Origin of the sequence: Terrimicrobium sacchariphilum (genome assembly GCF_001613545.1) — a bacterium.
In the GTDB taxonomy this organism is placed as follows: domain Bacteria; phylum Verrucomicrobiota; class Verrucomicrobiia; order Chthoniobacterales; family Terrimicrobiaceae; genus Terrimicrobium; species Terrimicrobium sacchariphilum.
Genome location: NZ_BDCO01000002.1, coordinates 2,581,565 through 2,603,260 on the forward strand (window position 1 = coordinate 2,581,565; position 21,696 = coordinate 2,603,260).

Below are 21,696 nucleotides of genomic sequence, written 5' to 3' on the forward strand. Positions count from 1 at the left end.
AGGAAGGAAACTGGTCGGGCCGGCGAGATTCGAACTCGCGGCCTCCTCGTCCCGAACGAGGCGCTCTACCAAGCTGAGCCACGGCCCGACAGGTGTGATCTGTTGATCACCTCGACGGAAATCGTCGAGTCGCGTAACCTACCCGGAAGGTTCTTGCGGGGCAAGCAGATAAAATTGAAAATCGCAGGAGCCCTAAAAGACCATGCAGGTTTCCCTCGAAGCAAGTGATCGGACTGATGTTCCTGTCTGGCTCAAAAACGAGCTCACCGCAGGGGAGTTCTTTCTGGAGTTGGTACTTCTGGTGGCAGTTTGCGCTGTGATTGTATTGGGCTTTGCGGCGGTGGCGATGTGGCTGGCAGGCTACACCGAAAGATTACGCGAACGGTACTTTCCCGTTCATTCTTGCGACCAGCTTGCGCTCACGGCCATTTCCGAGATGCTGCAAAGCCTGAGCCGGGAATCGATGCGATATGACTTTATCGCCCTGCGGGTTCGTTTCGGGACATGGCATGGAAAGGAGCGGATATATGTGTGGGGTACCTTCGGAGCAGTGACTCCAGGGGAAGGGGGGCCGGGATGGGGCACTAGCGAGTGTGTTTTTGTTCTGGCGCCGAGATCTGAAGAAGAGGCACTCAGGAAAAAGGGAGGACTGTTCCCGTTCATTTTTTGCGGGAAGGAGCAATGCATTCTCCGTCTTAAGGAATCGAAGCTGAAAGAAGTGACGTTCAGGAATCCCGCACCCCTTTAGTGGACGGGATGGAATCTTTATGGGTTTCCAAATCTGGCTTGTCTCCAGAGAGGCAAACTGAGCATCTTGTCCGGCTCATGCCGTCCCGAGATAACAGATCACCCTCTGAGTTGCGGAAAATTGCCCTGGAACCGGGTATCGCTCCGAACGCTCAGGGAAGCGTATTGTGCAGTTTTGGCAGTACACGGGTGATTTGCGCCGCATCGATCGAGGATACCGTGCCCCGCTGGATGAAAGAGCAGGGGGTGCAGGGTGGCTGGTTGACGGCCGAGTACTCGATGCTGCCGTACTCTACGCTGTCTCGCAAGACGCGCGATGCGACCCGCGGCAAGATCGATGGGCGATCGACGGAGATCCAGCGCTTGATCGGGCGTTCTCTTCGCGCGGCGGTCGATCTGAGTGCAATAGGCTCGCGGACTATCTGGATCGATTGTGATGTTTTGCAAGCGGATGGCGGTACCCGCACCGCATCGATAACCGGTGCCTGTGTGGCGGTGGAGCTTGCCCTGCGCGCTTTGGTCAATCAAGGGAAGCTTTCCCGACTGCCAATGAAGCGCCGCGTAGCAGCAGTCAGCGTGGGCATCGTGGACGGAGAACCGCGTCTGGATCTGGACTATCTCGAAGACAGGGACGCCTCTGTTGATATGAATCTGGTCATGACTGACAAATCCGAATATGTCGAAGTGCAGGGTTCAGGCGAGGAAGCGGTCTTTACGGACGCCGAGCTTACCGCCATGCTCGACCTCGGACGCCAAGGCATCCAATCCCTCCTCTCCATCCAAAATCAGTTACTCTCCGCATGAAAAAAGCGCTCATCACCGGCATCACCGGGCAGGACGGCTCCTATCTGGCCGATCTGCTTCTCTCCAAGGGTTACGAGGTTCACGGCATCATTCGCCGTGCGAGTACATTTAACACGTCCCGCATCGATCACCTCTATCAGGATCCCCACGTTAATGGCGTGAAGCTCTTCCTGCATTACGGTGATCTTGCGGATTCGGTGCAGCTCGTGAAGCTGATCTACAACCTCAAACCGGATGAGATTTATCACCTCGGCGCGCAGAGCCACGTCCGTGTGAGCTTTGATATCCCGGAGTATACCGCAGATGTTACCGGCGTCGCCTCGATCCGCATCCTCGAGGCCATGCGCGAGGCGGGTGTGAATTCCCGCTTTTATCAGGCCTCCAGCAGCGAAATGTACGGCAAGGTTCAGGCAGTGCCGCAGACTGAGACGACTCCGTTCTGGCCTCGTAGCCCGTACGGTGCCGCCAAGGTTTTCGCATACTGGGCGACCGTGAACTACCGCGAGAGCTACAACATGTTTGCTACGAACGGTATCCTGTTCAACCACGAGAGCCCGCGTCGTGGCGAGACCTTCGTGACCCGCAAGATTTCCCGTGCCGTCGCCGCTATCAAGCTCGGTCTGCAGAAGGAACTCTTCCTCGGCAACATCGATGCCAAGCGGGACTGGGGCTATGCACCGGAGTACGTCGAGGCCATGTGGCTCATGCTACAGCAGGATCAGCCCGACGATTACGTGGTGGCTACCGGCGAGACCCACACCGTTCGCGAATTCCTCGAGCACGCCTTCAATCATGTCAATCTTGACTGGAAGGAGTTTGTGAAACACGACGAACGCTACGAGCGCCCGGCAGAGGTGGACCTCCTGGTGGGTGATCCGGCCAAGGCCAAGCGTCAGCTCGGCTGGGAGCCGAAGGTGAAATTCGCCGAACTCGTAAAAATCATGGTCGACGCCGACCTCGAGCTCTTGAAAAAACGGGCTTGACCAACAGACAAATCGAAACGAACATCACCCCCTTTTCCAAAAATCATGGCTAGAAAGTGTGAAATTACAGGAGCCAGCCCGAAACGCGGTGGCAAGATCCACCGCCGAGGCCTCGCCAAGAAAAAAGGCGGCATTGGCATGCACGTGACCAAGGTGGTGCCTCGCTGGCATCTGCCCAACCTCAAAACCAAGCGCGTCTGGGTTCCGGAACTCAAGAAGTTCGTAACCGTCAAGGCCACGGCTCGCGCCCACAAGACGATCTCGAAGAACGGCGCTTACAAGACGCTCCGCAAGGCGGGCGCAGTCAAGTAGGCTGTACGAGCTTTAGGTCAATTTGGCGAAGTCGCTTCCGTTTTAAGGAACTCTTCTCCAGATCTCGAAATCTTCAAAAGCGGTGATCTTCGGATCACCGCTTTTTTTTACGCCCGTGGATGGGCATTTTCATAGGCGCGCTTCAGGCGATCGGCTGTGACATGAGTATAGATCTGCGTCGTGGAGAGACTGGCGTGGCCGAGCAAAGACTGGACGCTCCGGAGATCCGCTCCGTTGTCCAGCAGGTGAGTGGCAAAAGTGTGCCGCAGTTTATGCGGGCTCATGGTTTCGGGCAGTCCGGCCGCGCGCAGGTGCTTTTTCATCGCCAGCCAAACCGAACGGCCCGTGAGCCTACGGCGGGATTTGTTGATGAAGAGCGGGCCTGCATGAACATTGGCCTGGCTGCGATAATGCGAGATGGCCTCGAGTGCAAAGGAGCCGACCGGGCAGATGCGTTCCTTCGAACCCTTCCCGATGACCCGGATTGTTTCTGAGTACGGGTCCAAATCGCGGACGTCGAGGGAGACGAGTTCGGAAAGGCGGATGCCTGTGGAGTAAAAGAGCTCGAAGATTGCTTTATCCCTGGCGAGCATCCATGGCGGAGCCTGCTTGGTTTTCTCTTCCTCGACGGGCTTTTGCAGTAGGGTTTCCACCTGTGAGTTGGTGAAAAATTGCGGCAGGCTTTTTTCGACCTTTGGCATGCTGATTTCACTGAGCGGATCAGTGGTGACGAGGCCGCGCATGCGGAGAAACTGATACAGGCTGCGCAGGGCGGAGAATTGAGCGCGTACCGACGCCCGGGCTTTCCCGGCTTTCATCAGGAAGAGCATGTACTCCCGGAAATCCTGGGCCTTGGCGGCTTTCCAGTACGTATTGGGACGGAACTTCTGAAAGCCCTGCATCGCCTGACGGTAGGCCGTCAGAGTATGTGGTGAGGCATTCTTCTCTGCCTCCAGATACTTGAAAAACTGCTCAGCCAAAGGATCGACTGCGATCTTTCGGCGAGCAGGAGCTTTTTCTGATTTCCTCAGGATACGGGTCCGATAGGCGAGGGGAGCGGAGGCTGAGCCGTGTCGGTGACCTCGCCGTATTTCTGGGTGTCTCGTTCGAAGCGCAGGATCGCCGAGCGTGTCTCTACGCCATCGGGAGAGGTTGCCACGATGGGAATCTCGTATTTGCCGTCGGGAAAGACGAAGTGATACCGGAACGTGCCGTCAGGATTCAATGCGATCCGCTTTCCATCGATCGTCACGGTGGCGCGAGGGTCAGTGCCTCCGTAGAAGATGACCTCTGCGTTGACGTGCATGAAGAATCCGCGATTTCCGAAGCCGGGCGAACTCAAGGTCTCAGACGCTCCGCCCCAGCTCGATGTTGCTGCAGTGGTCCAACTCGACAGGGCCGCCTGATTCCAACTGGACAATGCACCTGCCGCCCAACTCGATTGTGCAGCCTGTGACCAACTGGCTTGAGCGGCTTGCAGCCAGCTTGTCTCGGCCTTTTGCAGCCAGCTCGACTGGGCTGCCTGTGACCAACTCGTCTGACCAGCCTGGATCCAGCTTGTTTGTGCGGCCTGGAACCAACTGGACTGCAAGGCATGCAGCCAGCTCGTGACGGCGGCAGCCCCCCAGCTTGAGACAGCTGCCTGGGACCAACTGCCGAGAGATTCCACGGCCCAGCTGGTCGTCGCAACGAGATTCCAACTGGACTGTGATGTCCAGCTGGCGCCGGCGCCAGCGGCAGAAATCCAGCTCGTCAGTGCCCCGGACGCCCAACTGGAGAGTGCTCCAATATTCCAGCTTGACCCGACCTCACCCGATGAGAGTGCGCTCGACAGCCCGAGGCCGCTCAATCCTGCGGAATGTAAAAGCTCGCTGCTGAACCATTCGCTGGCTCCTGCGCTGCTAAGACGTTCCTCAAGATAGGTGCGAATGCGAGAGTCGATCTCTGCGGATGAAAGACCTCCACTGGTCAGTTCCTCCAGCAGGGGTGCACCGATCAGCGACTCAAGCAAGGCACGCTGGACGCTGACCAGCTCTGCAAAGCTCGAAGGCGTGACATGCGAGGCGATGTGACCTTCGCGTTGAAGACGAGAAATCGCTTCGATAAGGGATTCGCCGGAGCGGATGGCCGTTTCGATGCTATCCGTCAGTTTTTGGAAACTCAGGTGTAGCGGGATGCTGGCGTAGTCGAAACTCTCAGAGTCCGAAACCTTGTCTGAAGGCGTCTGAACCGTGACGGACCGGGAGATCGTATGCCAGGCCTGGCCTCTGTAGTACCCGATTTCGACCGTATAGCTCGCTCCGGCTTCCTTGACTGGAATATACCAGTTGCGAGTTTCAAAAGGGACGTTGATCTCGGATTCCAATTCCGATTCTCCCCGATAGACCCGCAGTTGTGCCTGTCCTCCGGGATGCCTTGAGATGTCGATATCCCAATAGGTAAAAAGCCACTTGGGTTCCTGGGCGACCAGAAAGATCGTGTCGGAACCATACGAGTGAGGCAGATCTCCGAGTTGATCAAGGGCATCGGTTTCGCGCTCCGCCATAGGTTGAGGCACCGGGGATGATCCTACGGGACTCTCGATGATCGGAGTTTCGCGCAACTGAAACCCTTTGACCTCGTCAGCCCCACCTTTTTCATTCTTGCTCATAGGCGGTTAAGGCGTTCTCCGGAGGCCAGTTGAAACACAGCTTGGCAGGGCGTGGCAACAATAAACGCGCACCCCTTGAAAATCGACCGTCCTGTCGTAATCTCACGACATGAGATGTTTGACTCTGGCATTTCTGGTTTTGGCAATGAATACGTTGCCCGCCCAGGACTCGGCGGTATCCGATTCGCTGGCAAAGTCTCTTAATGGTGCCTTTTCCAGCGTTTATGAGAAAGTCGCTCCCTCGGTTGTGATTATCGAGGTGGGCAAGGCTCCCGGAAGGCAGCTAAGTGGGCTACCTGAGGGGCTGCAGTTCTTCTGGCAGGGACCCGCTCCGAAGAGTCTCGAATCCGAGCAAGGATCGGGAATCATCATCAGCTCGCAGGGCCATATTTTGACGAACTTCCATGTGGTTGATGAGGCCGTGGCAGGTCAGATCAAGGTGAGCCTGAAGGATGGCCGCAAGCTGGACGCCGAGATCGTCGGGATCGATCCAAGCACCGACCTGGCGGTGCTCAAGATTGATGGGCAGGGTCTTCCGGCGGCGGATCTGGGGGACAGTGATACGGTGAAGGTGGGGCAGTTTGCCTTTGCCCTCGGGGCGCCTTTTGATCTGCCCTACACGTTTACGGTCGGCATCGTCAGCGCCAAGGGTCGGGGTGATCTGGAAACCGGCAGCGGGAGCATCGCCGAGTACATCCAGACGGATGCATCGATCAACCCGGGTAACAGTGGAGGTCCGCTCTGCGACATCGATGGAAAGGTGATCGGCATCAACACGATGATCGCGGGCATGAATCGCGGTCTGGGCTTCGCCCTGCCCATCAATACGGCCAAGGACGTGGCCAGCCAGCTGATCTCGACCGGAAAGGTTGCCCGCTCCTGGCTGGGGATCGTGATTACCGGGGTGGATGAGGATGATCGCGCCAAGGCATATTTTCCGAACCTGAGCGGTGTCCTGGTCGATGAGATCGGGCCGAATACGCCGGCCTATGGCAGCGATCTGCGCGCGGGAGATGTCATTACCAAGGTTGACGGGGTGCCTGTGGCGAAGGCTCGGGAATTGAGGCGCGAGATTTTGAACAAAAAAGTCGGTCAGGAGGTGAAACTCGATCTGGTCCGGGGCGGACAGGAAATGGTCGTTGCGGTGAAGACTGGAGAGCAGCCTTCTCGGATGATTCAGGCCTCGAACCGGATATCGCCTCAGATCACTGTATTGCCGGACCCTGTGCCACCCGGCATTCCGCCGAGCGTGCTTAATCCGCAGCCAGACGAGCAGACGCCGGTGAGGCCTCCGGCCCCCAGGAAAAAGGAAATCAAGCCTCAGCCGGAAAACCTGCACGGAATGGTGCTTTCCGATGCCGGCGGGCGGATGGGACGTTCCGGGGGGGCATTGGTAAAAGATGTGGTGGAAGACAGTTCTGCGGCAACCGCCGGGCTTCTCTCCGGCGATATTATTACAGAAGCCGCGGGCAAACCGGTGCATGGCGCAGGTGAGCTCTCCTCGATCCTGAGCCAGGCCGATATGTCTCGCGGAGTCATGATGATGGTCGAAAGACGCAATCAACAAACATTCGTAATCCTGAAACCCTGAATCCTGATGTCTCCTTTCAGTTTCATTCCTCTATCATGCAACGCCTGTTAGCTCAGATCGGTCGGACGCAACGACTCAACGCGATCAATGTGTTGAAACGGAGTGCGGGGTTGACCGTCCGGGAGCTCGCAGGGGAGTTGGGGATGAGCTACATGGGAGCCAAGCAGATCTGTCTGGATCTGGAAAAAGACGGTTTCCTTCAGACTTTTCGGCGCCACCATGGGGTGGGACGGCCGGAGATATTGTACAGCCTTACGGAAAAAGCGCAGGCGCTGTTTCCGCAGGCGGACAATGCCGTGGTGCTTTCCCTGCTCGATCAGGCACGAAAGCTCTTTGGAGCGGGGACTCCCGAGAAGCTTCTCTTTCTCCATTACCAGAAGCTGGCCGAGGGTTATGTCTCCAAGCTGGGGGATATCACTGATCCCATGGAGCGAGCGCAAAAATTTGCCAGGATTCGCGATCAAGAGGGCTACATCGCCAACGTGCTTGAGGAGCCGCTTCGTATTGTGGAGAGACACCATCCCCTAAAGGGGGTGGTCGATTCCTATCCCGAGATCGCAGCGATGGAGAAGGACCTGTTTCAGAAGGTTCTTCGCCAGTCTGTCACACGGGAGCAAACCGGGTCGGGGGCAGGTATGCAAACCGTGTATGTCCTGAGTTGATCCATGACGGAATTGGTGCAAGGTGTCGGCCATGTCCAAAATCGCCATTATCTCAGGCACGAACCGTCCGGGCAGCAACACCTTTAAAATCGTCACTCACCTCGATGCGATTTATCGCAGTCTGGGAGAGCCAACAGTGATCGTGGACCTGGCTGCTCTGCCGCCGGAGGTTTTTCTCCCGGCGAGCTATGCGAATAAACCGTCCGGGTTTACTCCATTCAGCGAGGCGATTCTTTCCAGCTCAGGCGTGCATGTTGTTACGCCGGAGTACAATGGCGGGTTTCCTGGTGTGCTGAAGTACTTCATCGACATGCTGCCCTTCCCGGAGAGCTTTGAGAGGCGCCCTGTCTGCTTTACGGGTGTGGCGGCAGGAATGTGGGGTGCTTTGCGGCCTGTCGAGCATCTGCAGGCCATCTTTGGGTATCGCAATGCGTATCTATACCCGGAGCGGGTCTTTATGCCCTCGATCGGGTCCCATGTGACACCGGAAGGTCGTTTGGGCAATGAAGATCTGCTGGGCCGTCTGCGGACACAGGCGGAGGGGTTCGTGAAATTTGTCCACGCTTTGAAGCCCAATTCCTAAGCGGATAGTCCTTGCCAACCCAACACCCACAGGTTTTTCTCGGTTTTCCTTTATGAGTCTGAATATCCCCGCCCTTGAAATCGCCGCACGTGACGCCAGAGGTCTTGCCATGGATGCCGTGGCGGCCTGTAAATCTGGTCACCTCGGTCTTCCTCTCGGGGCTGCTGAGATCGGCGCCGTTCTCTATGGCCACGCCTTGAGCATCAATCCCGATGAGCCGCGCTGGCTGAATCGAGATCGCTTCATTCTCTCCGCTGGCCACGGCAGCATGTTCCTTTATTCCTGGCTGCATCTCGCCGGTTTCGGCGTGTCGCTCGAGGACGTGAAGAGCTTCCGCAAGTTGCACAGCATCACGCCCGGCCATCCCGAGTTTCATGAAACTCCGGGTGTCGAGTCGACCACCGGCCCGCTCGGGCAGGGTGTGTCGAATGGTCTCGGCTATGCCATTTCAGCGAAGATGTGCGAGGCGCATTTCAACACCGGCGAGCACAAGATTTTCGATCATCATGTCGTTGTTCTCGCGGGTGACGGCTGCTTGCAGGAAGGTGTGGCGCAGGAAGCCTCGGCTCTCGCCGCGCACCTCGGCCTCGACAACCTGATTCTTTTCTACGATTCCAACAACGTCACGCTGGATGCGCTCGCCCCGGTGTCGCAGAGCGAAGACACCGCTGCCAAATACCGTGCATATGGGTGGGACGTCTATGAGATCGACGGCCACAATTTCCTGGAGATCCTCGAGACTTTCGAAAAAGCCAAGGCAGCCACGAGCGGCAAGCCGCAGTTCATCGTGGCCAAGACGCTCATCGGTAAGGGCATCCCGGAGGTTTCCGGTACGAACAAGGCGCACGGCGAGGCTGGCGTGAAGTTCATTGCCGAAGCCCGCAAGGGACTCGGACTGCCGGAGGGCAGCTTCTTCGTCGCCGAAGAGACCCGCACCTATTTCGCCCAACTCAAGGAAACCCGCAAGGCGGCCTACAACGAATGGGTGAAGACCTACGAAGCCTGGCGCGAAGGCAACAAGGATCTCGCTGCCCAGCTCGACGCCGCGCTGGAAGGCAAGACCCCTGACCTCCTCTCGGTTATTCCCGAGTTTGATCCGGCTTCGAACATTGCCACGCGCAAGGCGGGCAGCGACGTGCTCCAGCCAATTGCTCAGGCGATGCCACTCGTCATCTCCGGCAGCGCCGACCTTCATGGCTCGACCTTGAACTACATCAAGGACGGCGGGGACTTCAGCCGCCAGAATCGCGAAGGCCGTAACCTGCATTTCGGCATCCGCGAGCACGCCATGTGCGGTCTGCTCAACGGCATCGCCTACGACGGCATCTTCCGTCCGAGCGGTGCAACCTTCCTCGTTTTCAGCGATTACGGTCGTCCGTCGATCCGTGTCGCAGCGCTGTCGAAGCTCCCGGTTGTCTACATCTTCACGCACGACTCGGTCGGCGTGGGTGAGGACGGACCGACCCACGAGCCGGTTGAGACTGTCGCCGCCCTGCGTGCCATCCCTGGCCTTGACGTCATCCGTCCGGCTGATCCGGAGGAAACCGCCGGTGCCTTTGCTGCGGCCTTTGAGAATCTCCATGGCCCGACGATGCTGATCCTCTCTCGCCAGAATCTGCCGACGCTCAACGAGATCCCGGTCAAAACACGCCGTGAAGGCGTGCTCAAGGGCGGTTATATCGCCCGCAAGGAGACCGCTGAGCTCGAGTACATCCTTCTTTCCACAGGTAGTGAGCTACAACACGCCCTCAAGGCGGCTGATGAACTCGGCGCCGGCACTCGAGTGGTGTCTCTCCCGTCGTTCTCTCGCTTCGATGCACAGAGTGACGAGTACAAGGAGAGCGTGCTACCTAAGGCCGTTCGCAAGCGCGTTTCGATCGAGGCAGGTATTTCCCAGCCCTGGTTCAAGTACGTCGGCTTGGACGGCAAGACGGTCGCCATCGATCGCTTCGGACTCAGCGCCCCGGGCGCGACGGTGATGGAGTTGCTCGGCATGACTGCGGCCAAGGTCGTCGAGGCGGCCAAGTCGCTGTAGTAGCGGTTCTGAGTTGCTAATCGACTGAATTGGTCGATATTAGTAACCATATGTCGTTAGCTGGTTTCGATCTGGAAGAACTCCGTAGACAATCTGCGGAGTTCGAAAATGCTGCGTTGCCTGAGATTCTCCGCTGGTGCTGGGATATTTTCGGCGAAAAGGCGGCGATCGGAACGAGTTTTCAGGGAGCTGGCTTGGTTGCGATGGATGTTGCCTATTCCCAGGGCTGCCGCTTTCCGGTTTTCACCATCGATACGGGACTTTTGTTCCCAGAAACATTGGAGCTGAAAGCGAAGATCGAAGCCCGCCTGGGAATCACCATCGAGTCACTGGTACCCGAACAAACTCTCGATCAACAAGCGTCGGAACTTGGCCCGGAGCTTTGGAATCACAAGCCAGATCTCTGCTGCACACTGCGCAAGGTGGTTCCGCTGCAGGCCAAGCTTTCCACCTTGGAGGTTTGGATCACCGGCCTGCGTCGCCAGCAGTCGGACGTCCGACAAAAGACGCAAATTATTGAAGTTTACAATTTTGACGTCCTCCGCGATCGGCACATCATCAAGCTCAACCCGATGGCAAACTGGAGCCGCGATGCTGTACAGGCCTATATGCGCGAGCATGGGATACCCTCGAACGCACTGACGGCACGAGGGTATCGCTCGATCGGCTGCATTCCCTGCACCCGGCCCATATCTGAGGGGCAGGATGAACGCGCAGGGCGGTGGACCGGATTTGACAAAACCGAGTGCGGTATCCACACCTTCTTGGGCGAGTCGATCTAGAGCCTCCTAGGTGGTCAGAGTAATAACGGCGATCTCCGGGGGGCAATTCAGGCGAACCGGAGGGAAGATCGTGCCGACTCCCCGGGTGACGAAACACTGGGTCTTGGGAGCCTGCACCAGTCCGCTGGCATATTTTTGCCCATACCGGGACGGGATGATAGGGCTACCGATAAAGGGAAGACGGATTTGTCCGCCATGGGTGTGTCCGGAGAGCATCAGGCTGACGCGGTCATCTTTCAGTGTTTCTGCGACATCGGGACAGTGAGATAGCAGGATGGCTGTCTCGCCGGACCGCACTCCGCTCAACGCGAGCTCCGGGGAGGGAGTCCCTCGGCAAAGGTCATCGACCCCACCGAGCCAGAGACTGTCGGTTCCCCGGGTGATTCTCAGTCCGCTATTTACCAGACACGGCAGGCCATTTCTGGCGAGTTCGGCCAGCGTCAATTCGCGGCCGGCGTAGTAGTCATGATTGCCGAGGACGGAAAACACGCCGAGAGGTGCTGACAGGCGAGCGAGTTCGGCAGCGGTCGACGCGACATACCTTCCTTCGCGGTGGACGTAATCGCCCCCCAGCAGGATCAAGTCGACTCCGAGGGAGTTAACCTGATTTACCACCCTGCGGAGGTACTGGCTGGAGAGAAATGGACCCACGTGAATATCGGCCAGGAACGCAATCTTCAGGCCGCTGAGCGATGACGGCAGGCTGGGAAGGCCTACCCTCAGTCGGTTGATGACAAGGTGGCGAGTCTCCCACACGGGATACCCGGCGAAAGCCGTCACTGCGGTCACTCCCAAAAGCTGTCCTACAAATTTGCGGCGCGAAACCACCTGCATCAGGTCGGACATTTTTATGAAAGATGGCTGTGAAGGCGAGAAATGATTGATCTTTCCCGGCGCGAGCAGGCGGAGGAAATGCGGAAAATTGTCGAAACAACTGGAAAAATCCCCGAACCCGGGTTCTATCCTCTTGTCTTATCTGTGATGAGTTTCTTCAGGTTCAGCCTCCCGGATTTTGCCTTCGCATTCCTGAGTATCCTGCTGGAGGGGGTGCCGTTTCTCTTGTTGGGGGCGTTGTTATCCGGGGTGATCGAGGAGTTTCTCCCTGCCCGCACCATGCTACGATTCCTACCCAGGAATGCCTTCCTCGGTATCGCGACGAGCGCCGGGTTGGGCCTCATTTTTCCCATGTGCGAGTGCGGCGTCGTGCCGGTGATCCGGCGGCTTCTCTCCAAGGGATTGCCGCTTTCAAATGCGATTGCCTACATGCTGGCGTCACCGATCGTAAATCCCGTCGTCATCCTCAGTACGCTGGCGGCATTCAGCGGTCAATCTGCGGTGGAAATGACGGGGCTGCGGCTCGGCGTCGGGTATTTAGTGGCCATCATCGCAGCGGGTGCGGTGCATCAGATGTCGATCAGATCGGTGTTGAGGGACGATGTCGCCGCCAAGGTGCTCCAGCCTGCTTTGGAAGGAGAGCGTAGCGGGCCGATGCTGGTGCGCATGGCTCGTGCAGTGAGAGTCAGCGTGTCGGATTTTTTGGATGTGATGGTGTACTTCGTCTTTGGCGTGGCGATTTCCGCCTGCTTCAGCACGGGAGTGAACCAGGAATATATCCTGCCGCTGGCTCTGAATGACTGGCTCGCGACCTTCTCGCTGATGGGACTTGCGGTCATCCTTTCGCTTTGCAGCACATCGGACGCCTTTATTGCGGCGACTTTCACCACTTTTCCCATGGTGGCCAAACTTGCGTTTCTTGTGTTTGGCCCGATGGTCGATCTCAAGCTGCTATTCATCTATAGCGCGGTCTTTAAGAAACGGTTTGTCCTCGGTCTCGCTGTGGGACTTTTCGTTTTGGTGGGACTCATCTGTGTGCGGTTAACCGTGGTTCATTTATGACGGCGTTGATTCAACGAGGTATTACGTCGGGCATCCTTATCGTGTGGGGGATATTGCTCACCTATTTTTATTCTTCAGGACGGGTCTCGGCATACCTTAGCCCCACGTTTCAGCCATGGACCTTGGCTGCGGGCCTGATGTTGTTGATCCTGTCGGTGATTGTGTGGTTTTCGCCGTCGACGGTTACGAGCGGCGACGCACCTTCGCTGGCGAAAGGCTTGGGAGGAACGATCTTCAGCGGAGTTGTCCTGACGATTCCGCTCGTGCTGGCCACGATTGTTTCGCCCAGTCAATTCAGCGCATCGACGGTACTGAACCGGGGGTTGGTCAGTGATGCCAATTCGTTGCCGGGCTACAAGCCACCGGTGGAGCCAGCCTTGCCGACACAGGATGGAACGCCCGGGCAGGACATTGCGACCAATCCGTATATGCCGCGCAATGCCGACGGGCAGATTCGCGCCGAGACTATCGACCTGATCTATGCGGCAGAGGAGAAATCCTTGCGGGCCGATTTTGAAAATAAAGAGGTCGAGATGATCGGGCAGTTCATGCCTGCGAAATCCAATAACGCCAAGGGCGACCGCTTTTCACTCGTGCGCATGTACATGGTGTGTTGTGCCGCCGATGCGCGACCCACTGCCGTGACCGTCCAGATGGACCCGGCAGTCAAGATGGAGGAAATGAGCTGGGTGCGCGTCGTGGGTACGGCGACTTTCCCGGTGGAAGGGGGCCGAGTCATTCCCTTGGTGGTCGCCAAGACCGTCAAACCCAGTGATCCTCCAGAAGAAGCCATGATTTATTAAGATTTCCATGAAACGTCTCCTTGCCCTCCTGCTGTTGTTGCCAGCCCTTGCCTTCGCCGAGTTTCGCGGCGCCTGGATCGCCACGGTGCATAATATCAACTTCCCGTCCGAGCCGGGACTCTCTGCGGAAGCACAGAAGGCGCAGATCATTCGGCTGCTCGATGCGGCCAAGCGTAATCGGGTGAATGCCGTTCTCTTTCAGGCGAGGCCCGAGAGCGATGCATTGTATGCTTCCAAGATCGAACCGTGGAGTCGCTATCTCACGGGAACCCAGGGTGCGTCGCCGGGCTACGATCCGCTGGCTTTCCTGATCTCCGAAGCCAAGAAAAGAGGCATCCAGGTTCACGCCTGGTTGAATCCCTATCGCGGAGCAGCCAATGCATCACAGCCTCGCGCGGCCAATTCCATCACGAAAAAGTTCCCCCAATATACCTACCGCGTGGGCAATGTGCTCTGGATGGACCCAGGTGCTCCGGCGGTGCAGGACCAGATTGTCGCCGTGGTGAAGGATCTCGTGTCGCGGTACGACCTCGATGGCGTGCATTTTGACGATTACTTTTACCCGTATCCGACCGACAGCGGCGCGGTTTATCCCTTCCCGGACGACGCGACGTATGCCGCCTACCGTGCTCGGGGAGGTTCGCTGTCGAAATCCGAATGGCGCCGGGAAAACGTCAATACACTGATTCGCCGGGTCGGTGAAACGGTCCATGCCACGCGCAGCGGGGTAAAGTTTGGCGTCAGCCCGTTCGGCATTTTTCAACCCGGCGTGCCTGCGGGAATCGTCGCCGGAGTGGACCAGTTTAACCAGCTTTACGGCGATCCGCTGAAATGGATGCGCTCAGGCTGGATCGACTATCTTGCGCCGCAGCTTTACTGGAAGGATGGGGGACCGCAGAGCTTTTCCACCCTGCTGCGCTGGTGGCGGAGTCCGCAGGTGAACCCCGCCGGCGTGCCGATCTATCCCGGCATCGCCGTGGATCGCCTGACGACGCACGGCTGGCCCGCTTCGGAGATCGGTCGCCAGTTGCAGATCGAAAAAGCCACCGGGCCGCGGAATGGCGGCGGTGTGATCTTTTGGAACATCAAAGCTCTCCAAAATAACACCAAGGGAGTCTCGGGAGTCGTATCCTCCTAGATGACGCGAATAATCCTCCTCCTGTTTGCCTCACTCGCCGTCGCCTGTGGCGAGTGGAAACTGGCGCTGCCGGGGTGGGAGTATCAGTTCCCTCGCGACCATGGGAACCATCCCGGTTTCAAGACCGAGTGGTGGTACTTCACTGGGAACGTCTCAACCGCCGACGGACGCGAGTTTGGATATCAGCTCACTTTTTTTCGCCAGGGGGTAAGCCCCGACGATAGCAAGGCCGAATCACGCTTCGTCACCCGAGACCTCAAGCTGGCGCATTTTGCCCTGAGTGATCTGAAGACACCCCGGTTCAGTTTTTCCCAGAAGCTTGCCCGTGGTGCTTATGGAGAGGCGGGATTTGATGAAGGCGACAGTGTGGCATGGATCGACGGCTGGCGTTGTGAGCGATCGGGTGAGGGGTTTCGCATCCAGGCGGAGAAGGGTGATGTGAGTATTGACTTAACCTTGCTGCCACAGAAACCGCCCGTCATTCATGGCAAGGACGGGGTGAGTCAAAAAGCGGAGGGCGCGGGGAGGGCGTCGCACTATTATTCGTTTACTCGATTAAAGACCACCGGACAGATCACCTCCGGAGGGAAGACGTACCCGGTGACCGGGCTCTCGTGGTTCGACCACGAATGGGCCACCAACCAGCTCGGGGCGGATCAGGAGGGATGGGACTGGTTCAGTGTGCAGTTTGACGACAATACAGAACTCATGCTCTTTCAACTGCGCCTGAAAAAGGGCGGGCGTGATCCGTATTCCGGAGGGACGTGGGTCGCTGCTGATGGTAAGGGAGAGGCGATACCTGACAGTGATTTCAGCCTGACCCCGGTCCGGTGGTGGCAGGCACCGAAAAGCGCCGCCCGCTATCCGGTGGAGTGGAGGTTGGAAATCCCGGGCCGGAACTTTGTCGCCACGGTGCGCGCGGCAACCGAGAACCAGGAGCTCAACCTTGATCCCATTCGCTATTGGGAAGGGGCGATTCGCGTGTCCGGAGAACGCGACGGAAAACCGATCTTGGGCAGGGGCTATCTCGAGATGACCGGCTACGCGAGCAAGGTCGTCGGGATGCAGGAGGAGAAGTAATCTCCTAAAGCGTCAGGAAATTGCCGAGCAGCCGCTTGCCTTCCGAGGTCAGGATGCTCTCGGGGTGAAACTGGACGCCGTACACAGGATACTCCTTGTGAGCGAGGCCCATGATTTCACCCTCGGCGGTTTCGGCCGTGATCTTGAGGCACTCCGGCAGGGTCTCGCGCTTCACCAGCAGCGAGTGATAACGAGTCGCTTCGAAGGGTGAGGGAAGACCGGCAAAGACATTCTCGCCATGATGCAGGATGGGGGAGGTCTTGCCGTGCATGAGCCGTCCGGCGCGGACGACGTCGCCGCCATAAACCTGCCCGATGCTCTGATGCCCGAGGCAGACGCCGAGAATGGGTTTCTTCGGGCCAAACTCCTCGATGACCGCACAACTGATCCCGGCTTCCGTCGGAGTGCAGGGACCGGGCGAAACCACGATGCGATCGGGGTTCATCGCTGCGATTTCCTCGATGGTGATTTCGTCGTTGCGGCGTACCACGGGGTCTTCTCCCAACTCCCCGAAATATTGCACGAGGTTGTAGGTGAAGGAATCGTAGTTATCGATGACGAGGAGCATGGTGAGAAATCTAGTCGATCAATCCTTTTGGATCAAACTGCGGGCGCGGTCGATGGCGCGCATGGCGGCCATGGCCTTGTTCACGCTTTCCTGGTATTCGCCGTCGGGGGTCGAGTCGGCGACGACGCCGCCGCCTGCCTGCACATAGGCTTTGCCGTTTTTCAAGAGGACGGTGCGCAGGGCGATGCAGGAGTCGAGATTGCCGCCGTAAGTGAAGTACCCGACGGCGCCGGCGTAGGTGCAGCGCTTGCTTTGCTCCAGCTCGTTGATCACCTGCATGGCGCGGACCTTGGGCGAACCCGAGACGGTTCCCGCCGGGAAGGTGGCTCGCATCACATCGTAGGCGGTGCGGCCTCCGGCGAGCTTGCCCGAGACATGGGAAACGATGTGCATGACGTGGCTGTAGCGCTCGATCGTCATGAAGTCCGTCACGCGCACGGAGCCATACTCCGCGATGCGGCCGACGTCGTTGCGGGCCAGGTCGACCAGCATAAGATGCTCAGCGCGCTCCTTTGGATCAGCCAGCAGGTCTTCCGCATTCGCGAGGTCTTCCTGCTCGGTCTGGCCGCGGCGGCGCGTGCCAGCGATCGGGCGGATTTCGACGAGATCGTCGGTGAGGCGGACGTGCACCTCGGGCGAACTGCCGACGAGAGCGTAGCCCTCGGGGAAACGCAGGCAGAACATGTAGGGCGAGGGATTGACGAAACGCAGCGTACGATAGAGATCCAGCGCGTCGCCCTTGAACTCCGTCTCAAACCGCTGGGCAGGCACCATCTGGAAGATGTCCCCGGCGCGGATGTACTCCTCGGCCCGGTCGACCATCTCGTAATATTGCTCGCGAGTGGTGTTGCTGGTGGCTTCGCCCTTGGGCGGCTCGTCCGCGGTGTAGATCGGGTCGAAGGAAACGCTCTCCTGCAGGCGGGCGATGATCCCCTCGATCTGCTTCACGGCAGCATCATAGGCGGCGTCTGCTCCGGCCTGGCCGATGAAGGCGTTGGCCACGATGCGTAGGCGGCGCTGGCGATGATGGAAAATCAGGATGCTCTGCGGAAGCATGAAAAACATGTCCGGTACACCCAGTTCATCTTTCGGCGGAGCCGGGATGGTGGGTTCAAACCAGCGTACGCAGTCGTACCCGAGATAACCCACGGCACCACCATAGAAGCCCGGAATGTTCACGCCGGGTACGGTGCGATAGCGGCCCATGATTTCTTCCAGATCGGCGAGGGGATCGCGCTCGGAGGTGTAAGTGCGCGACTCGCCATTCTCCACCACCGTCACGACCTTATCGCGGGCGGAAATGGTGAGGCGTGCGCCGAAACCGAGGAATGAATACCGGCCGACCTGATCATTCTGCTCGGCAGATTCCAGGAGGAACGATGGGGCTTCCTTGCCGATCTTGGCAAAGGCGGATACAGGCGTGTCGCCATCGGCAACGATCTCCGTCCAAACTGGTACGACGTTGGCCGAGGCCGCCTGCTCCGCGAATTCAGAGCGGGACGGGCTAACGGGAATCATGAAAAGGATACCTTCGGAGCTTCTTTCTCCGCCGGATTTTCGATCTGGAACAACTCGGCCGGCGCGAAGTTGAACATGCCGGCCACGATGCTGGAGGGAAAAACCTCCCGCTTGGTGTTGTAGGCCATGACGGAATCGTTGTACGCCTGACGGGCAAAGGAAATCTTGTTCTCGGTCGAGGTGAGTTCCTCAGTGAGCTGCATCATGTTCTGGTTCGCCTTCAGGTCCGGGTAGGCCTCGGCCACGGCAAAGAGGCGGCCGAGCGCGCCGGTGAGGCCGCTCTCGGCTCCGGCGAGTTCCTTCATCGACTGAGGATCGCCTGGATTCGCCGCGGCTTTCGACCCGGCGCTGGTGGCAGAGTTACGGGCGGCGACGACGGCCTCGAGGGTTTCCCGTTCATGCTTGATGTAGCCCTTGGCAGTTTCGACCAGATTCGGGATCAGGTCATAACGGCGCTTCAGTTGCACGTCGATCTGGGCAAAGGCGTTCTTATAGCGATTGCGGAGAGCGACGAGCGAGTTGTAGATGCCGATCGCAAACAAGCCGATCAGGACAGCGCCGCCGACGAGTACGAGGAGGAGGATCAATGCCGTTGCCATGATGAAAAAGAGTGCCCGTGCCTGAGGCCGTGCGCAATGGAAAATCAGCGCTTCCGCTGAATACCTGCCAGCACCCGGTCGATCTCGCGTTCCTGCACGCGCTTTTTCAGATCGGCGCGCTTGTCGACGTCCTGCTTACCCTTGCCGAGACCGAGTTCGACTTTCACGCGGCCCTTCTTCCAATACATGCGGAGGGCGACGAGAGTGCGACCCGCCTGCTCGATGGCACCAGCCACCTTGTCGATCTCCAGTCGATGAAGGAGAAGGCGGCGGCGACGCTTGGGCTCGTGCTGTTCGTGACTGGCTCGCAGATAGGGCTGGATATCGCTATCGTAGAGAAAGATCTCCCCGCCATCCAGACGCGCGAAAGCGCCCTGCAGGTTGACATGGCCAAGGCGAATGGATTTGACCTCGGTGCCCTTCAGTTCGATGCCAGCCTCGAGCTTTTCCAGGATATGGTAATCCCGGAACGCCTTGCGATTGACGACAATTTCAGCGGACATGATCAGCCCGCGCAGGAATTGAAACTATTCCTGCGGCTCCTCGCCGTTCTCTGGCTTTGAAACCACCAAGCGCCCCTGGGCGATCTCGGCGAGCGCGATGTCGGCGAGACCCATGCGGCCCTCCACCGAAACCATCGGGCGGCTCCCCGCGCTGAGCTGACGCACGCGCTTGGAGACCATGTTGATCAATACTTGAGGGTCGGTAGCTACTTTGGAGGCTTCTTCGATGAAAATGCTGTTCATAGGTAATGAACCCGGTCGACAAGTCGAGCGGAACGTTTACACGTAGCGGAGCGGCGCGCTTTGTCAATGGAAAAGGCATCTTTTTCGATTCGACTCCACGGCGAGGGATGGCCGGGTCTGTTACAAGTTATTCACAATCTATTCACTGCCATTGACACGATAAAGAGGACGGTGATAGTTTCCGCGAATTCCGCGGGACTTCCCCCGTGCTGTTCCGCGAGTTGACCGCAATATATGGAGTCAGTTCTCGAACAACCCGTGCTTGTGCTCAACCGCTTGTGGCAAGCGGTTAATACCTGTTCCGTCCGTCGAGCTTTCACCTTGTTGTACCAAGGCCAGGCTCAAGTTGTCTCGGCCGAGGATGGAAAGAACTTTGCAACCCATGATTATCGGAGCTGGTGGGATATCTCCCAGTCGCACCCCGAGAAGGAAATGGTGCGGACGATCTCGTTCAGCATCCGCATTCCTCGCGTGATCGTGCTGCTCATCTTTGAGCGTTTGCCGAAGAAGGAGGTCAAGTTTACCCGGCACAACGTCTTTGAGCGGGATAAGAATACCTGTCAGTATTGCGGAAAAGTCTTTGATCGTGTGGATCTCAACCTGGATCACGTTCTTCCTCGTGATCGGGGAGGGCAGACGACCTGGGAGAACATCGTGTGTTCCTGTATTCCGTGTAACACGAAGAAGGGAAATCGCCTCCCGCACGAGGCAGGAATGCTTCTTATTCGTAAGCCGAAGCGACCGAAATGGCGTCCCTTTGTGAATGTCTCTATCAGTAATCATCCGCATGATAGCTGGAAGCACTTCCTCGATCTCGCTTACTGGAATGTCGAATTAGGCGACTGACTGAACGCCACGTTCAGGCTTGGGCTGGAGGAGGTCGTGGCGATCCCGGCATGATTTTCCCAAGATATTCAGCCATCCAGGTAGCGCGATTTTCTGATCAGGATCCTGTACGTATTTCGGGCGACTTCCTGTCTTGATGGAAGGCTAAAAGACAGATGGGGATGCGAGGTCTCCCTGGAGGGTTCTCCTTGTGCGAGGCTTGAAGTGTGACATCATTCCAGAATGTATAAGGCTCTTCGCGATGCTCTTGAGGCTCGGCTTGCGGTTGTGGCGGATCATTCCCTGCGCGATGCAGATCCTCATGCCCATCTGGAAAAGCTGAAGGCTGCGAGCGCCCGATTGGAGGAATTGGCGAAACAGCTTCCGCCAAATGCAGATCCCCGGCTGAAGCACTTTCTGGAAAGACAGAGTTATCTCAAGGCCAGGGATTGGCTAGCGACGTACGCTTAAGGGCGAACAGAAGATTGTCAGCGGTCTTCTCCCCGCGAGAGGGGGCAAGCTACCAGTTTACCTGGCAGTCCTTACCAGTAAACTGGGAACTAAGGGCCGTGTATTGATGGAGTTCGATGGCTATGCCATCGGGGTCGTTGCACCAAACTTGCCAGCTCTGATCGGCACCGAGTTTGGGTGCTTGATGATCGATCTGGTGTTTATGCAGATGGTGACTGACAGCCTGAATGTCGTTCACCTGTAAGCAGAAATGCGTAATTGCGCTGGAATGCGGAATTTCTCGATCTGACTTCTGAAAGACCTCGATAAATTGATTGGCCCCTACCTCTAAATAGAAGCCTATTCTTTGCCCGCTGCGCAGGAAATCGAACTTCTTTCTCATTCCGAGAATCTCAACATAGAACTTTTCGGTAGCCGCAAGATCGCGGGAAAGAATGCAGATATGAGCAATTCCTGTAACCATATTATAATAAATATATTAATAATTTTATTTACTAATATTTGATATATCAGATTCCGAGATCGAAAGCCTTTTGGAGTCCGGGCTTTTGTGGCTCTTGATTGAGAAACTGCTGGAGGGTCGCTGGAGTCACTTTTCCGGACATTCCTTCCGCTGCCAGACGGCGCAGGGCTGATGCCCAAGAGGAGTTTTTAGCAATTAAGTTCTTTAGTTCGCGTACAGGCGGACGTCGATCAAAGGCGAGAAGTTCATCAAGGGGCACCTCCAGGGCGGTGGCCCAAGTGGCTAGTGCTTCAGAGGAAGGTTGGCGGAATCCACGCTCCACATCGGCAATGAACGCCGGAGATTTTAAGCCGGTTCGTTCTGCGAGTGCTCGCATGGAGAGTTTTCTGGCTTGGCGGAGTTCTTTGAGCTTGTCGCCCAAGGTGCGTGTACTCATGTGC

General features: G+C 57.6%; 24 protein-coding genes and 1 tRNA gene. 14 read left to right on the plus strand and 11 right to left on the minus strand.

Annotated features, from left to right (window positions below; all coding sequences use genetic code 11):
* Positions 1-11: 11 nt before the first annotated feature.
* Positions 12-88 (minus strand) — tRNA-Pro (locus tag TSACC_RS12030).
* Between the two features lie 114 nt (positions 89-202).
* Between TSACC_RS12030 and TSACC_RS12035 the strand changes: the two genes are divergently transcribed.
* The 4 genes from TSACC_RS12035 (at position 203) to rpmB (ending at position 2,846) form a co-directional block, all read left to right on the plus strand.
* On the plus strand, positions 203-748 hold the full coding sequence (locus TSACC_RS12035) for a hypothetical protein (RefSeq protein ID WP_075079520.1): 546 nt from the start codon (positions 203-205) through the stop codon (positions 746-748).
* Between the two features lie 77 nt (positions 749-825).
* Positions 826-1,551: a ribonuclease PH gene (gene rph / locus TSACC_RS12040; protein ID WP_075079521.1), complete on the plus strand. Its 726-nt coding sequence runs from the start codon at positions 826-828 to the stop codon at positions 1,549-1,551.
* Entirely contained in the window at positions 1,548-2,534 is a 987-nt protein-coding gene (gene gmd, locus TSACC_RS12045) for a GDP-mannose 4,6-dehydratase (RefSeq protein ID WP_075079522.1), read from the plus strand. Before rph ends, gmd begins: the two co-directional genes overlap by 4 nt.
* Before the next feature lie 45 nt (positions 2,535-2,579).
* A complete protein-coding gene (gene rpmB, locus TSACC_RS12050; protein WP_075079523.1) occupies positions 2,580-2,846 on the plus strand; it encodes a 50S ribosomal protein L28 in 267 nt (88 codons plus the stop codon).
* A 107-nt stretch (positions 2,847-2,953) separates the two neighbouring features.
* Here rpmB and xerA read toward each other — a convergent pair whose 3' ends face one another.
* Together xerA and TSACC_RS12060 are read right to left on the minus strand one after the other, a co-directional pair.
* Positions 2,954-3,826 (minus strand): site-specific tyrosine recombinase/integron integrase, encoded by an 873-nt coding sequence (gene xerA / locus TSACC_RS12055; protein WP_202815958.1) that lies wholly within the window; start codon positions 3,824-3,826, stop codon positions 2,954-2,956.
* A gap of 47 nt (positions 3,827-3,873) precedes the next feature.
* A complete protein-coding gene (locus TSACC_RS12060) occupies positions 3,874-5,496 on the minus strand; it encodes a DUF4912 domain-containing protein (RefSeq protein WP_075079525.1) in 1,623 nt (540 codons plus the stop codon).
* Positions 5,497-5,641: 145 nt separating this feature from the next.
* Between TSACC_RS12060 and TSACC_RS12065 the strand changes: the two genes are divergently transcribed.
* Genes TSACC_RS12065 through TSACC_RS12085 form a run of 5 tightly spaced genes read left to right on the plus strand, consistent with a single transcriptional unit; the run spans position 5,642 to position 11,149 of the window.
* The gene (locus TSACC_RS12065; protein WP_169809623.1) at positions 5,642-7,087 is read left to right on the plus strand and encodes a trypsin-like peptidase domain-containing protein; all 1,446 of its coding nucleotides are present in this window, start codon (positions 5,642-5,644) and stop codon (positions 7,085-7,087) included.
* A gap of 35 nt (positions 7,088-7,122) precedes the next feature.
* Positions 7,123-7,749: a helix-turn-helix transcriptional regulator gene (locus TSACC_RS12070; RefSeq protein ID WP_075079527.1), complete on the plus strand. Its 627-nt coding sequence runs from the start codon at positions 7,123-7,125 to the stop codon at positions 7,747-7,749.
* Between the two features lie 31 nt (positions 7,750-7,780).
* A complete protein-coding gene (locus TSACC_RS12075; protein WP_075079528.1) occupies positions 7,781-8,332 on the plus strand; it encodes an NADPH-dependent FMN reductase in 552 nt (183 codons plus the stop codon).
* Positions 8,333-8,384: 52 nt separating this feature from the next.
* On the plus strand, positions 8,385-10,367 hold the full coding sequence (tkt, locus tag TSACC_RS12080; RefSeq protein WP_075079529.1) for a transketolase: 1,983 nt from the start codon (positions 8,385-8,387) through the stop codon (positions 10,365-10,367).
* Positions 10,368-10,417: 50 nt separating this feature from the next.
* Positions 10,418-11,149, plus strand: coding sequence for a phosphoadenylyl-sulfate reductase (locus TSACC_RS12085; protein WP_075079530.1), 732 nt, complete (start codon positions 10,418-10,420; stop codon positions 11,147-11,149).
* 6 nt (positions 11,150-11,155) lie between these two features.
* Here the strand turns inward: TSACC_RS12085 and TSACC_RS12090 are convergent, their stop codons facing one another.
* Positions 11,156-11,995 carry a metallophosphoesterase gene (locus TSACC_RS12090; protein WP_084400423.1) on the minus strand — a complete coding sequence of 280 codons (840 nt, stop codon included), beginning with the start codon at positions 11,993-11,995 and terminating at the stop codon, positions 11,156-11,158.
* Positions 11,996-12,130: 135 nt separating this feature from the next.
* Here TSACC_RS12090 and TSACC_RS12095 point away from each other — a divergent pair, with 135 nt between their 5' ends.
* Genes TSACC_RS12095 through TSACC_RS12110 form a run of 4 tightly spaced genes read left to right on the plus strand, consistent with a single transcriptional unit; the run spans position 12,131 to position 16,066 of the window.
* Positions 12,131-13,045, plus strand: coding sequence for a permease (locus TSACC_RS12095; RefSeq protein ID WP_169809624.1), 915 nt, complete (start codon positions 12,131-12,133; stop codon positions 13,043-13,045).
* Complete coding sequence (locus TSACC_RS12100; RefSeq protein WP_075079532.1) at positions 13,042-13,848, plus strand: TIGR03943 family putative permease subunit; 807 nt, start codon at positions 13,042-13,044, stop codon at positions 13,846-13,848. Before TSACC_RS12095 ends, TSACC_RS12100 begins: the two co-directional genes overlap by 4 nt.
* 7 nt (positions 13,849-13,855) lie before the next feature.
* Positions 13,856-14,986, plus strand: coding sequence for a glycoside hydrolase family 10-like protein (locus TSACC_RS12105; RefSeq protein ID WP_084400424.1), 1,131 nt, complete (start codon positions 13,856-13,858; stop codon positions 14,984-14,986).
* The gene (locus TSACC_RS12110) at positions 14,987-16,066 is read left to right on the plus strand and encodes a lipocalin-like domain-containing protein (protein ID WP_075079534.1); all 1,080 of its coding nucleotides are present in this window, start codon (positions 14,987-14,989) and stop codon (positions 16,064-16,066) included.
* A 4-nt stretch (positions 16,067-16,070) separates the two neighbouring features.
* Here the strand turns inward: TSACC_RS12110 and TSACC_RS12115 are convergent, their stop codons facing one another.
* From TSACC_RS12115 to TSACC_RS12135, 5 genes are read right to left on the minus strand one after another with little or no spacing between them, the layout of a single operon-like run.
* On the minus strand, positions 16,071-16,634 hold the full coding sequence (locus tag TSACC_RS12115; RefSeq protein ID WP_075079535.1) for an anthranilate synthase component II: 564 nt from the start codon (positions 16,632-16,634) through the stop codon (positions 16,071-16,073).
* A gap of 18 nt (positions 16,635-16,652) precedes the next feature.
* On the minus strand, positions 16,653-18,152 hold the full coding sequence (gene trpE, locus TSACC_RS12120) for an anthranilate synthase component I (RefSeq protein ID WP_174548592.1): 1,500 nt from the start codon (positions 18,150-18,152) through the stop codon (positions 16,653-16,655).
* Complete coding sequence (locus TSACC_RS12125) at positions 18,149-18,751, minus strand: LemA family protein (RefSeq protein ID WP_075079536.1); 603 nt, start codon at positions 18,749-18,751, stop codon at positions 18,149-18,151. The genes trpE and TSACC_RS12125 overlap by 4 nt, the downstream gene beginning before the upstream one ends.
* Before the next feature lie 44 nt (positions 18,752-18,795).
* The gene (gene smpB, locus TSACC_RS12130; RefSeq protein ID WP_075079537.1) at positions 18,796-19,254 is read right to left on the minus strand and encodes an SsrA-binding protein SmpB; all 459 of its coding nucleotides are present in this window, start codon (positions 19,252-19,254) and stop codon (positions 18,796-18,798) included.
* Positions 19,255-19,278: 24 nt separating this feature from the next.
* Positions 19,279-19,497 carry a DNA-directed RNA polymerase subunit omega gene (locus TSACC_RS12135; protein ID WP_075079538.1) on the minus strand — a complete coding sequence of 73 codons (219 nt, stop codon included), beginning with the start codon at positions 19,495-19,497 and terminating at the stop codon, positions 19,279-19,281.
* A gap of 234 nt (positions 19,498-19,731) precedes the next feature.
* Between TSACC_RS12135 and TSACC_RS12140 the strand changes: the two genes are divergently transcribed.
* Complete coding sequence (locus TSACC_RS12140; protein ID WP_075079539.1) at positions 19,732-20,343, plus strand: HNH endonuclease; 612 nt, start codon at positions 19,732-19,734, stop codon at positions 20,341-20,343.
* Between the two features lie 499 nt (positions 20,344-20,842).
* On the opposite strand, the gene TSACC_RS12150 is transcribed toward TSACC_RS12140, so the two are convergent.
* Together TSACC_RS12150 and TSACC_RS12155 are read right to left on the minus strand one after the other, a co-directional pair.
* Positions 20,843-21,256 (minus strand): VOC family protein, encoded by a 414-nt coding sequence (locus TSACC_RS12150; protein ID WP_075079541.1) that lies wholly within the window; start codon positions 21,254-21,256, stop codon positions 20,843-20,845.
* Positions 21,257-21,302: 46 nt separating this feature from the next.
* Complete coding sequence (locus TSACC_RS12155) at positions 21,303-21,692, minus strand: helix-turn-helix domain-containing protein (protein ID WP_153811406.1); 390 nt, start codon at positions 21,690-21,692, stop codon at positions 21,303-21,305.
* Between the last annotated feature and the right edge of the window lie 4 nt (positions 21,693-21,696).